The sequence below is a fragment of the Flavobacterium cellulosilyticum genome, from assembly GCF_004349355.1.
GTDB classification, from domain to species: Bacteria; Bacteroidota; Bacteroidia; order Flavobacteriales; family Flavobacteriaceae; genus Flavobacterium; species Flavobacterium cellulosilyticum.
In genome coordinates, this window is record NZ_SMFK01000013.1 from 69,105 (window position 1) to 82,051 (window position 12,947).

10 protein-coding genes are annotated in these 12,947 nt (G+C 32.3%); 2 read left to right on the forward strand and 8 right to left on the reverse strand.

Translation table 11 applies throughout. The annotated features are described in order from the left end of the window. Positions 1-55 precede the first annotated feature (55 nt). The 7 genes from hisB to E0F76_RS15465 all read right to left on the reverse strand — a co-directional run bounded on the left by hisB (position 56) and on the right by E0F76_RS15465 (position 8,629). Positions 56-1,192 (reverse strand): bifunctional histidinol-phosphatase/imidazoleglycerol-phosphate dehydratase HisB, encoded by a 1,137-nt coding sequence (gene hisB / locus E0F76_RS15435; RefSeq protein ID WP_132008122.1) that lies wholly within the window; start codon positions 1,190-1,192, stop codon positions 56-58. Between the two features lie 23 nt (positions 1,193-1,215). After that, the gene (gene hisC / locus E0F76_RS15440; protein ID WP_132008125.1) at positions 1,216-2,265 is read right to left on the reverse strand and encodes a histidinol-phosphate transaminase; all 1,050 of its coding nucleotides are present in this window, start codon (positions 2,263-2,265) and stop codon (positions 1,216-1,218) included. Further along, entirely contained in the window at positions 2,255-3,547 is a 1,293-nt protein-coding gene (gene hisD / locus E0F76_RS15445; protein WP_132008128.1) for a histidinol dehydrogenase, read from the reverse strand. Before hisD ends, hisC begins: the two co-directional genes overlap by 11 nt. Before the next feature lie 71 nt (positions 3,548-3,618). Next, positions 3,619-4,476, reverse strand: coding sequence for an ATP phosphoribosyltransferase (hisG, locus tag E0F76_RS15450; protein ID WP_132008131.1), 858 nt, complete (start codon positions 4,474-4,476; stop codon positions 3,619-3,621). Positions 4,477-4,832: 356 nt separating this feature from the next. Continuing rightward, positions 4,833-6,473 carry a phosphoenolpyruvate carboxykinase (ATP) gene (gene pckA / locus E0F76_RS15455; protein WP_132008134.1) on the reverse strand — a complete coding sequence of 547 codons (1,641 nt, stop codon included), beginning with the start codon at positions 6,471-6,473 and terminating at the stop codon, positions 4,833-4,835. A 457-nt stretch (positions 6,474-6,930) separates the two neighbouring features. Continuing rightward, a complete protein-coding gene (locus tag E0F76_RS15460) occupies positions 6,931-7,437 on the reverse strand; it encodes a hypothetical protein (protein ID WP_132008137.1) in 507 nt (168 codons plus the stop codon). A gap of 73 nt (positions 7,438-7,510) precedes the next feature. Then, a complete protein-coding gene (locus E0F76_RS15465) occupies positions 7,511-8,629 on the reverse strand; it encodes a VIT1/CCC1 transporter family protein (RefSeq protein ID WP_132008140.1) in 1,119 nt (372 codons plus the stop codon). A 395-nt stretch (positions 8,630-9,024) separates the two neighbouring features. Here E0F76_RS15465 and E0F76_RS15470 point away from each other — a divergent pair, with 395 nt between their 5' ends. Beyond that, the gene (locus E0F76_RS15470) at positions 9,025-11,118 is read left to right on the forward strand and encodes an LTA synthase family protein (protein ID WP_132008143.1); all 2,094 of its coding nucleotides are present in this window, start codon (positions 9,025-9,027) and stop codon (positions 11,116-11,118) included. Positions 11,119-11,217: 99 nt separating this feature from the next. Further along, positions 11,218-11,973, forward strand: coding sequence for a YoaK family protein (locus tag E0F76_RS15475; protein ID WP_132008146.1), 756 nt, complete (start codon positions 11,218-11,220; stop codon positions 11,971-11,973). On the opposite strand, the gene E0F76_RS15480 is transcribed toward E0F76_RS15475, so the two are convergent. Next, positions 11,966-12,934 (reverse strand): YeiH family protein, encoded by a 969-nt coding sequence (locus E0F76_RS15480; protein ID WP_132008227.1) that lies wholly within the window; start codon positions 12,932-12,934, stop codon positions 11,966-11,968. The genes E0F76_RS15475 and E0F76_RS15480 overlap by 8 nt on opposite strands. Between the last annotated feature and the right edge of the window lie 13 nt (positions 12,935-12,947).

Here is a 12,947-nt window from a genome sequence, read left to right on the forward strand (position 1 = left end):
CATCACAATTACCTTTAGGTACCCTCGACTTTAAGACTTTCGACATTATGACTTATTAAAGCATTCCCTTTGTTGATGGTAAAATCATTTTCTCTGTATCACGTTTTAATGCAACTTTTATCGCTTTGGCGAAAGCCTTGAAAATGGCTTCAATCTTATGATGCTCGTTATCGCCTTCCGCTTTGATATTGATGTTTGCTTTGGCACCATCCGAAAACGATTTAAAAAAATGGAAAAACATTTCGGTTGGCATTTTACCAACCATTTCTCGTTTGAATTCCGTTTCCCAAATTAACCAGTTTCTACCACCAAAATCAATAGCTACTTGCGCCAAACAATCGTCCATTGGCAAACAGAAACCGTAACGTTCAATTCCTAATTTATTTCCTAATGCTTTCGCAAAAACTTCGCCCAACGCAATCGCAGTGTCTTCGATGGTGTGGTGTTCATCGACTTCCAAATCACCTTTTACCAAAATCTCCAAGTCCATTTGTCCGTGACGTGCGATTTGATCCAACATGTGATCGAAAAAAGCAATTCCAGTTTCGATTTTACTTTTTCCTGTTCCGTCTAGGTTCAAGTTGATGTAAATATCCGTTTCATTGGTTTTTCGGGAAATAGTGGCAGAACGTTCCTCTAATTTCAAGAACTCATATATGCTTTTCCATTCTGTAGTTTGCAAAGCAATAACAGCGTCCAATTCATGTCTTTTAGAAGCTATTTCATCACTTCCTAAATTTTCGTCAGTATTTATAAAAATGGCTTTTGAACCTAGATTTTTGGCCAATTCTACGTCGGTTATTCTATCTCCAATCACAAAAGAATTAACTAAATCATATGCTGGATTTCCAATATATTTTGTCAACATACCTAATGCAGGCTTACGAGTTGGCGCGTTTTCGTGTGGAAATGTTTTGTCAATCAAAACTTCACTAAAAACAACTCCCTCATTTTCAAAAGCTTTCATAACCAAATTATGTATTGGCCAAAAGTTGATTTCTGGATGCGAATCCGTCCCCAAACCGTCTTGATTGGTCACCATAACCAATTCGAAATCCAATTCGGCAGCAATTTTTCCTAAATATTGAAATGCTTTAGGATAGAATTCCAATTTTTCGAAGCTATCTAATTGATAATCGTTTGGTTCTAAAACCATGGTTCCATCACGGTCTATAAAAAGTATTTTTTTCATTGAAAAAGTGTAAAGTTTAAGGTTTAAAGTTGTTTTAATACCTCCATTAATTTCTTATTTTCCTGTTCTGTTCCTATCGTCAAACGCAAGGTGTTTTCGCATAAAGGTTGGGTAGTTCGGTTTCGAATTACAATTCCTTTGGAAATCAATTCGTTGTAACGTTTGTTAGCATCATCTACTTTTATCAAGATAAAATTAGCTTCTGTTGGATAGATTTTTTCGACAAAATTCACTTCAATTAATACTTTAAGTAATTCATCTCTTTGAGCAATTATTGAAACTATTTCGCTTTTAATTTTGTCGGTGTCCTTTAACCTTTCCAATGCTCTTAATTGAGTCAATTCATTCACATTATAAGGTGGTTTTATTTTATTTAAAACCGCAATAATTGTAGCCGAAGCATAACAAGTTCCCAATCGGATTCCTGCCAGACCATATGCTTTAGAAAGTGTTTGTGTAATCACTAAATTAGGATATTCATTCAGTTTAGCCAACCAACTTTCCTTTTCCGAAAAGTCAATATAGGCTTCGTCAATCACAACCAAACCTTTAAAATTATGAAGCAATTTTACCACACTTTCCTCTGAAAACGAATTCCCGGTTGGATTATTTGGGGAACACAAAAAGATGATTTTTGTATTGTCATCCACAGCTTCTACAATTTGATCTACTTGGGGTTGAAAATCGGTCGAAAGTAAAACCTCTCTGTTTTCTACTGCATTGAGATTGGCCAAAACACCATACATTCCATAGGTTGGTGGCAAAGTGATCACATTGTCTACTTTTGGTTCACAAAATGCACGAAAGATTAAATCCAAAACTTCGTCACTTCCGTTACCCAATAAAATTTGATTGGACTTTACATTTTTTTGCTTCGCTAAAACCACTTTTACATTTCCTTGTTGTGGATCTGGGTAGCGATTCACCCCATTTTGAAATGGATTTTCATTGGCATCCAAAAAAATCATATCAGCAGTATCGAAATCCTCAAATTCATCGCGTGCAGATGAATAAGGCTTCATGAGTTTTACGTTTTCACGAACTATATTATTTATATCGAAACTATTTTCCATTTTCAATCGCTTTTAATCGTAATGTAACTGCATTTTTGTGTGCTTGTAAACCTTCGGCTTCAGCCATAATTTCAATCGCTTTGCCAATATTTTGAATTCCTTTTTCAGATATTTTTTGAAAAGTCATCGATTTCATAAAACTATCTAAGTTGACACCGCTATAGTTTTTAGCATAACCATTTGTTGGCAAGGTATGATTTGTTCCAGAGGCATAATCGCCGGCACTTTCAGGGGAGTAATTTCCAATAAAAATGGAACCAGCATTTCCTATATTATTGACAAAATAATCTTCATTTTTACTGCATATGATAAAGTGTTCAGGACCATATTCATCAATTAATTTCAAAGCAGTTTCGTCATTATCGACATAAATCAACTTCGAATTGGCAATGGCTTTTTCTGCAATGGCTTTTCTTGGCAAAACTTCTAATTGCGTTTGGATTTCATTTTCAACTGCCTCAATCATTGCTTTTGAGGTTGAAACCAAAATAACTTGGCTATCCACACCATGTTCTGCTTGCGACAATAAATCCGAAGCTACAAAAGCAGGAACGGCAGTATCATCAGCTAGAATCAACAATTCCGAAGGTCCGGCAGGCATGTCAATTGCTACACCAAATTGGGTAGCGAGCTGCTTTGCCACAGTAACAAACTGATTTCCAGGTCCAAAAATCTTGTACACTTTTGGAATAGATTGAGTTCCAAACGTCATTGCTGCAATAGCTTGAATCCCTCCTACTTTAATGATTTTAGTAACGCCACATAAATGAGCAGCATATAAAATAGCTGGATTAATATTTCCGTTTTTATCCGGAGGCGAACATAAAACTATTTCATTGCAACCAGCAATATTTGCTGGAACTGCTAGCATTAGAACGGTCGAAAATAATGGAGCTGTTCCTCCAGGAATGTACAGCCCAATTTTTTGAATTGGTCTTTTTTCCTGCCAGCAATTTACTCCTTCAATAGTTTCAACAATTACTTTATCCGTTTTTTGAGCGGAATGAAAATTTTCAATATTTGATTTTGCCAATTGAATGGCTGCTTTTAATTCTGGAGAAACTGATTCAACTGCGCATTCAATTTCTACTATTGAAACCTCACTGTTTTCGAACCTAACACCATCAAAAAGCGAAGTGTATTTGGCAACAGCTTCATCCCCTTTCTTTTGAACTTCACTAAAAATTTCTTTTACTGTAAGTTCAATATCTTCAACGGTTTGCGTTGGTCTGTTTAAAATTGCAGACCAAGTTTCAGGTTTTGGATTGAATATTTTGTTCATTTTTTTTATTTTTTAAAACACCTTGTCTCTCAACTGCGCTCAAGATGACACACTCCTTGAGACATTGTAATTTATAAAACCATTTTTTCGATTGGACAAACTAAAATTCCTTCGGCACCAGCTTCTTTTAATTGGTCAATTACGTCCCAAAAAGTGTCTTTGTCAATTACAGAGTGAACACTGCTCCAACCTTCTTCTGCCAAAGGCATAACCGTTAAACTCTTTAAAACTGGAAGAATTTTTCCAATGGCTTCAATTTTGTCATTAGGTACATTCATCAAAATATATTTTGATTTACGAGCTCTTAATACAGATTCAATTCTGAATTGTAGGGTGTCAATTATCTTTTGAGTTGCAGGAGTTACATTTGGAGAAACAGCTAAAACAGCTTCACTTTTGAAAATCACTTCTACTTCTTTCAAATTATTTTTGAATAAAGTACTTCCGCTAGAAACGATATCAACAATTGCATCGGCAAGGCCAATGTTTGGAGCAATTTCTACAGAACCTGAAATTTGGTGAATATCTACTTTCATTCCAAATGAACCAAAATAGTCAATAACCGTATTTGGATAAGAAGTTGCTACTCGCAAACCTTCTAAATCTTTGATAGAATTGTATTGGAATGTTTTTGGAACCGCTACGGAAACCTTACATTTAGAGAAACCTAGTTTTTGAATAACTTTAATATCTTTCCCTTTTTCTACTAGAAGATTATCGCCAACAATTGCGATATCAACTACACCGTCAATTAGATATTGAGGAATATCTGAATTTCTTAAGTATAGAACTTCAAGAGGAAAATTAGTTGCTTCTGCTTTAAGTTGATCGTTACCATTGTTGATAGAAATTCCACAATCTTTAAGGATTTGAATACTTTCTTCGTTTAAACGACCTGATTTCTGAATTGCAATTTTTAATGTACTCATTTTTTTTGTTTTTTTGTTTTTATACTATTTTGCTTGAGTATAAACGGATGTGAAATAAAAAACCCGCTTGATATACTCAAACGGGTTTTAAAATATGATGATTTACACGCATATCATTAACACATCGCTTGAGAGCAATAATGAAAATGATGGTGATGTAATTGATTTGATAACATAAATTTTTAATTTTCTAATCCTTCGATTTCGATTGCAAATATACTGAAAAATTGTATTGAAAACCAATTTTTATTTTAACTAAAAATCATCAAAATGTTAAATAACCAAATGCTTCTATAATTTTCAACAAATAAATTTTTAGAAGCAAATGGTTTAAATTCTATTTTAATATTAAATTTTTAAGCTTCAACTTCTTTTAAATCTAATATTGGTCCAGCACTAACTAATCGTTTTCCTTCTTCAGTATTAGTGTATTGTTCGAAGTTTTTGATATAACGAGAAGATAGATCTTTGGTTTTAGTGGTCCATTCTGCTTTGTCTTTGTACGTATCTCTGGGATCAAGAATTCCTTCACTAACATTTGATAATACTTTTGGTACTTTCAAGTTCAAGAATGGAATACTTTGAGTTTCAACAGTATTAATTTCGCCGCTAATAATCGCATCGATAATAGCTCTAGTGTTTTTCAAAGAAATTCTTTTTCCAGTTCCGTTCCATCCTGTGTTTACAAGATAGGCTTTAGCTCCGTGTTCTTTCATTTTACCAATTAATGTTTTAGAGTACATTGTTGGGTGTAATGTTAAGAAAGCCTCACCAAATGCAGGTGAAAATGATGGTTGTGGTTCTGTAATTCCTCTTTCAGTTCCTGCTAATTTAGAAGTGTATCCACATAGGAAATGGTATTGAGCTTGATCCTCAGTTAAGATAGAAACTGGAGGCAAAACACCAAATGCATCAGCAGAAAGGTATATAATATTGCTAGCGTGTCCAGCTTTTGATGGTAATACAATTTTACTAATATTATAAATTGGATAGGAAACTCTAGAGTTTTCAGTTATTGAATGGTCATAATAATTGATTTCACCATACTCATCCACGATAACATTTTCTAGCAAAGCATCTCTTTTGATGGCTCTCCAAATATCTGGTTCATTGTTTTCACTCAAGTCAATCACTTTTGCATAACAACCTCCTTCAAAATTAAATACGCCATTGTCATCCCAACCGTGTTCGTCGTCACCAATCAAATACCGTTTTGGATCTGCAGATAAAGTGGTTTTTCCTGTTCCAGAAAGTCCAAAAAACACAGCGACATCACCCTTTTCACCTACATTAGCAGAACAGTGCATTGAAGCCATTCCTTTTAATGGCAAATAATAATTCATCATAGCGAACATTCCTTTTTTCATTTCACCACCGTACCAAGTACCACCAATAATTTGAATTTTTTCAGTAAGGTTAAATAACACAAAGTTTTCAGAATTTAAACCTTGCTCTTTCCAGTTAGGATTTGTTGCTTTGGATCCATTCATTACAATAAAATCAGGTTTTCCAAAGTTTTGCAATTCATAAATAGAAGGTCTTATAAACATGTTTGTTACAAAATGCGCTTGCCAAGCTACTTCCATTACAAAACGAACTTTAAGTCTGGTGTCGATGTTGGTACCACAAAAAGCATCTACAACATATAATTTAGGGGATGTTGAAAGTTGTTCTAAAGTAAGGGCTTTTAAATCATCCCAAATTTCTTTTGTTGTTGGATAATTTGGAGAATTAATTCCAGATTCTTTATCCCAGCAAATTGTATCTTTAGTAATATCATCTTTTACAATATACCTATCTTTTGGAGAACGTCCGGTGAAAATTCCGGTTTTAACTGCTACAGCTCCTGTATCAGTCAAAGCTCCTTTTTCAAATCCTTTTCTTTTATGAGAAACTTCAGCTTCATATAATTCTTCATAAGAAGGATTATAAACCACCTCGTGATAACCTGTAATTCCTAAATCGTGTAGCTCTTGAATGATTTTAATATTTTTCATTGCGCTTGTATTTTAGTTGTTTGTAATTATTTATTTCTATGTAAAATTAAGAAATAGCTACTTATTAAACCTGACATTTATCATATTTTCAATAAATCTACGAAAACGATTTCATTAAGCACAGGGGTTTACGACCTTTTACGACAATTTTCATAATAAAAAAAATTAGATTAATTAATTTTGATTTATATTATAATTCAATAACTTGAAATAATGTTTGAAGGGTTTACATATTATTTTCTTCGACTGATGAACTGGAAATAAAATCGTCTTTAATCGTTTTGTTTATCACGATACCTTAATGGTTGTTAGAAATTGATTCAGTATTCGAAATTTGAAAATGTAATAGACAATTCAAAAAAAAAAGGTTTTAGGAACCGATTTTCTTTCCCTTTTGGATGTTTGATTTTTGGTGTTATTATTGGCTCCATTCCAATTATGAAAAATTGTATTATAATTATTCTTTATCTTCAATTTGTTTTTTTCCTGATATAATTTTATCACCTCCAATTGCATTAATATTATCTGGACGAATTTCAGTGTGACGGACTTCCCCTCCTGTAGTTCCAGTTTCTATGGCTAATAATACTGCAAGAACAGCAACTGTGAAAGCAAGAAATGAAACCAAAGTTGATTTTGAATGGTTTTTAGTATTAAAATAAATGCCGCCGATAGCAATCACTCCTAAGAGATACAAAACTAATGCTAATTTTTCGGCCATTTCTTCATGTTCATGAATGATAAATTTAGTAACATCTGGAAATTTTTCTGCTATTTTTTCTGCTCCATCACCTGTTGCCATACTTAATGCTGCAAAAATTGCCGAAAATATAAAAAGTACAAAAGCAGTATTTTTTACGGATTTATTTTTTAGAATCAATCCAACAAATAAAATACCAAGTCCTATAAATGTCCCAATAATTGGAAAATGGTTTACAACCAAGTGTAAATGTGCATCGTTCATAATTTTTTGAATAAAGTTTATAACTCAAAGTTAATCTATTTTTTTTAAAGATACTTTTTGATTTCTATGGGAATTATCCGGCTAACGAAACACCAATCATATGGCCTATACCATACGTGATTGCTGCCGCTGTCAATCCGAATGCCACTTGTCTTAAACCTGAAAACAAAACACTTTTTCCAGTTAATAAGGTAATAGCTGCTCCAATACCAAAAAGTCCAATGATACTACTTACAACACTTAATAGTACAGCATTTTTTCCATCGAAAATCATGAATGGATACAATGGAATAATGGCTCCCATAGCAAATAAAAAAAAAGATGCAAAGGCAGCTTCCCAAGCAGAGCCACCCAATTCTTCCTTATCTATTCCTAATTCTTCGGTGATAATAGCATCTATGGCAGATTCTGGATTCTCGAATGCTTTATCGGCTAGTTTTTGAGCTTCTACTACACTCATTCCTTTTGCTTGATACAGTAAGACCAATTCCTTTTTTTCTTCTTCTGGTGAAGCTTCCAATTCTTCAGTTTCTAACTCAATTTGTCGCTGATTTAATTCTCTAGAACTTTGCACCGAAAGCCATTCTCCCAATGCCATCGATATGGCTCCGGCCAAAAGACCAGCTATTCCAGTCAACAAAATTGTATTATTTGAAACTGCAGCACCAGCAACTCCCATCACTAAACTCATATTTGAAAGCAAGCCATCACTTGATCCCAAAACAGCTGCTCGTAAAGCATTTCCTCCTACAGACTTATGCCGGCTTTCAAATTTAGACAATAATCCTCCCGATACATTTAATGCTTTATTGTTGTTAACCGCCTCAATAATATTAAGATGATTGTGTTCGAAACCATTAGGTTTCTCTCCTTTTTCTAGTTTGTTTTTTACAGCATTTACAGCATATTGTTTCTCTATATTTGACAAACTACTAATGATGGAACTATATCCAAAAACCTTACCTAATTTCAATTGTAATTTTGCTCTAGTTGAAGGCATCGGCATCACATAATTCGTTTCAAATTCATGTACTTTATGAAACATGTGTTGTGCATGCCCTTTTTCTATATCAGCTAAACTTTCTAAAACCCTTGATAAATTATCATCCGACTGGATAATTGCAATGCTAGCATACAAAAACGCAGTATCTACTTCGGTTTGTAATTGCCCTTTTAACTTATTTAAATCCATAACTCTTGTTTTAGAATGCACAAATTATTATTTGTTCAATTTGCAAATTGATTTTCCAAATTTCATTAAAAAAATAATTTTAACTCATTCAAATATAAACCAAATAGCATCTTGTTTCCTTTTAATTATTTAAATATATAATACATTTTTGTTTAAACTAAATAAAAATTAAGCTTTTGGGTTTAATTAGTCTTTGATAATCAATTTTATGATGCCCTTTTCATCTTCTACATTTAAAATAGGTATGCTTTACTATTTTACTCATAATTATGATATTTCAAAAATCGAACAATTTTAATAGATTAAGATTTCTAATAAGTTATTTAAGAAATACACCATTTGTAGGATTTGAATTAAATCATTTTATTTTTTATATTTTTGCAAAAAAATTAAACATGTCTTTTTCTAAAAAACTATCCCCTTTTTATAATCTTGCTTTCTTTTATGTTTTAATTAGTTTTATTGTAAGGATTGTACTTGTTTTCCATCCCATAACCCAAGCTACTTTTAAGTTCGTGGATATTGTTAAAATATTTTCTATTGGAATTATTTCAGATGTTTTTGTATTTACTGTGCTTAGTGGATTTCTTTGGCTTTATTTAATTTTCATATCCAATTCAAAATATTATAAACCTTACGGCTACATCATTTTATTTCTTTTAATTGTATTATTATTATTCATTATTTCAGGAAAAACAATACTTTCAGAATATGGCGGTGCTTTACCTATGATAGGCGCCATTTTTGTTGGAATCAAAACTACTCTTTTTGCTTTATTACTTTTTTTACCAAAATACAGAAGCAAAATTAGAGTATGGCTTTTCTCTTTTGTAATTTTTTTATTCGTGGTTTTAATTTTACAAAATGGCATAAGTGAGTATTTCTTTTGGAATGAATTTGGAGTGAAATATAATTTTATTGCAGTGAATTATTTGGTTTACACCAATGAAGTAATTGGAAATATTATGGAGTCTTATCCCGTAATTCCATTGTTCTCAGCCTTATTTATAATTGCAGGAATTGTAACTTATTTTATTGTACTAAAATCAAAATATTACATTGAAAACATTCCGACTTTCTTCGAAAAAACAAAAATCACAGTAGTTTATTTTATCCTTTTTGGACTTTCTTTATTTGCAATTCCGAATTTGGCAAAAACTGAAAATTCTCAAAATGTATTCTCAAATGAATTGCAATCCAACGGAATGTATAAGTTTTATTTGGCTTTTATGAATAGCAAATTGGACTTTTTTAAATTCTACAAAACACTTCCTATCAATGAGGCTTTTGCTATTTTAGGAAAACAAATACCAACTATATCTGGAGAATCTACTTTGAGAACCATTCAATCTATTGCCGCTGAAAACCATAAAAATGTAGTGTTAATAACTATCGAAAGTTATAGTGCTGATTTTATGAAAATGTATGGAAACGAAAGCAATATCACTCCATTTCTTGATGATTTAGCAACCAAAAGTTTATTGTTTACTAATCTCTATGCTACAGGAAATCGCACTGTACGAGGCCTAGAAGCAGTTACTTTATGCATACCTCCCACTGCTGGCGAAAGTGTAGTAAAAAGACAAGACAATAAAAATAAGTTTTCGACTGCTAGTGTTTTCCAACTAAAAGGATATGACGTGAAATACCTTTACGGTGGAGATTCCTATTTTGATAATATGGAAGATTTCTTTACTGGAAATGGGTATGATATTGTAGACAAAAAATCATTTTCACCCTCCGAAATCACCTTTTCGAACGTATGGGGAGTTTGTGATGAAGATATGGTCCACAAGGCAATAAAAGTGATGAATGCAGAAGCTAAATCAGGTAAACCTTTTTTCAATCATTGGATGACCGTAAGCAATCACAGACCTTATACATATCCAAATAATAAAATTGATATTTCCGGTGATGCTAAATCACGTGAAGGTGGCGTGAAATATACTGATTATGCCATCAAAAAGTTCTTCGAAATGGCTCAAAAACAGTCATGGTTTACGAATACTATTTTTGTAATTGTGGCGGATCATTGCGCTTCAAGTGCTGGAAAAACAGAACTTCCTGTTGATAAATACAGAATTCCTGCTATGATTTATTGCCCAAGTTTAGTGCAACCGCAGCATTACTCTAATATGATGTCTCAAATAGATTTAATGCCAACGCTATTTGGCTTATTGAATTTTAATTACCAAAGTAAATTTTTTGGTCAAGATGTTTTAAAATCCAATTATACTCCAAGAGCGTTAATCGCCACTTATCAAGATTTAGGTCTTATAAAAGATAATGTATTAACCATTATTTCACCTAAAAAAGAAGTGAAACAATTTCAACTGTCATTAAAACCAAATCAGAAAACAGCTGCTGATTTCCAGATTTATTATGATCAAAAACTATTAGAAAAAGAAAGAACTGATTTGGTAAATGAAACCATTTCCTATTATCAAACGGCTTCTGATATATTAAAGAAAAAGAACTATCAGAAATAATATGAAATCCCTTAAAAAGGATTCATAAGTGTTGTTTAAAAAAAAATAGTAAACTAAATTCAAGTCATTTTACAATTTTAATTTTATAAATAAAAATATATGTTTCGGCACAAAGGAAAAAGCAGAACTTTTGCACATAATTTAAGATTGGCAACTTTACTCTCTTTTGTAGCGGGAATTGTCAATATTACGGGCGTTTTGGCTGTAAAAACCTTAACTACTAATGTAACTGGACATTTTGCTTTTTTTGCCGAAGAAATTACGAAACACAATTATTTTGCTGCTTTAAGTTTTTTTATTTTTACACTTTTCTTTTTATTAGGATCTTTTACTTCTAGTTTTTTGGCAGAATTAGTTTCAAAAAGAAATCCTGAAATTTCACATGTTGTTCCTATAACCTTAGAAATCATAGTTTTGATTCTCATCGGAATTTTTGGAGCTCAATCTGGAATAACATCTATTGAAGGGAAATTAACCGCCTTTTTCATGCTTTTTGCAATGGGAATCCAGAATTCATTGGTGACAAATATTTCAAATTCAATCGTTAGAACTACCCATTTAACAGGGCTTTTTACCGATTTAGGAATTGAATTGTCACAGTTGTTTTTTTACAAAAAGCCAGAGGAAAATAAAAAATTAAAAACCAGCATTTTTTTGAGATTTTCCATCATTACCTTCTTTTTTATCGGTTGTTTTTCAGGAGGTTTTATCTACCATTTTCTCGAAATAAAAACACTCATTATTGCAGCCTTCTTTCTTTTGATTGCACAATGGTTTGATTATTTGCGTCTAAAGTTTCACTTATTTAAAAGGAAACAAAAATCAAAATTAAAACTTTTTAATTCTTCTAAATAAAATAGATAATTGCGATAAGCGATGAAATCGCAATAAATGCCCAAAGTAGAATTCCTTGAAATAGTGGTTTAAATCCTACGGAACGCAAGGTATTAAAGTTAAGTCCTGAACCAATTAAAAATAAAGTAAGTGTAAGTCCAATTTTTGCCAAAGTCACAATACTTGGTGAAAAATAGGCTACTTGCGGTATATAAGTATTCAATAGCATCGCTAAAATAAATAAACCAATGAAATAAGGAATTTTAATTTTAGTGGATTTACTTTTAAATACAAATGTTGTTATCAGAGCTACTGGAATAATCCATAGGGCTCTTGCTAGTTTTACGGTTGTGGCAATTTGTAATGCTTCGGCACCATATTTATTTGCTGCTCCAACTACCGAACTTGTATCATGAATCGCAATAGCGCACCATAATCCAAACTCATGTTGTGATAAATTTAGCCAATGTCCAATCGTTGGGAATAAAAAAAGTGCAATCGAATTCAATATAAAAATCACCCCCAAAGCAACTGATGTTTGTTTCTCATCCGACTTAATAATTGGAGCAATTGCAGCAATGGCACTTCCTCCACAAATTGCAGTTCCACAAGCAATAAGATGAGATGTTTTAGTTTCTATAGTCAACCATTTGCCAAGTAAAAACCCAATGATTATAGTACTCACAATAGAAATAATAGTGAATACAAAACTGGTTGAACCAATAGATAAAGCACTTGTTACACTCATCCCAAAACCAAGTCCAACAACAGAAATTTGCAATAAATAGCGAATAGCAATGTGATTAAAAGGTAAAAAAGGATGACCAGACAAATTCGCAACAACCAATCCTAATAATAATGCTGTAGGAGGAGAAATTGGGAATACAGCACAAACTACCAACAACAATACAAAAATAATTTTTTGCAAATTACTGTTTTTTTCAAATAGTGGAAAAGTGGAATCGGACTGTGTGTTTTTTATTTTATTCAACCTG

Excerpts from the sequence above, each read along its gene's own strand:
- hisB (WP_132008122.1), bottom strand. The coding sequence starts at position 1,192 with ATGAAAAAAATACTTTTTATAGACCGTGATGGAACCATGGTTTTAGAA.
- hisC (WP_132008125.1), bottom strand. The coding sequence starts at position 2,265 with ATGGAAAATAGTTTCGATATAAATAATATAGTTCGTGAAAACGTAAAA.
- hisD (WP_132008128.1), bottom strand. The coding sequence starts at position 3,547 with ATGAACAAAATATTCAATCCAAAACCTGAAACTTGGTCTGCAATTTTA.
- hisG (WP_132008131.1), bottom strand. The coding sequence starts at position 4,476 with ATGAGTACATTAAAAATTGCAATTCAGAAATCAGGTCGTTTAAACGAA.
- pckA (WP_132008134.1), bottom strand. The coding sequence starts at position 6,473 with ATGAAAAATATTAAAATCATTCAAGAGCTACACGATTTAGGAATTACA.
- E0F76_RS15460 (WP_132008137.1), bottom strand. The coding sequence starts at position 7,437 with ATGAACGATGCACATTTACACTTGGTTGTAAACCATTTTCCAATTATT.
- E0F76_RS15465 (WP_132008140.1), bottom strand. The coding sequence starts at position 8,629 with ATGGATTTAAATAAGTTAAAAGGGCAATTACAAACCGAAGTAGATACT.
- E0F76_RS15470 (WP_132008143.1), top strand. The coding sequence starts at position 9,025 with ATGTCTTTTTCTAAAAAACTATCCCCTTTTTATAATCTTGCTTTCTTT.
- E0F76_RS15475 (WP_132008146.1), top strand. The coding sequence starts at position 11,218 with ATGTTTCGGCACAAAGGAAAAAGCAGAACTTTTGCACATAATTTAAGA.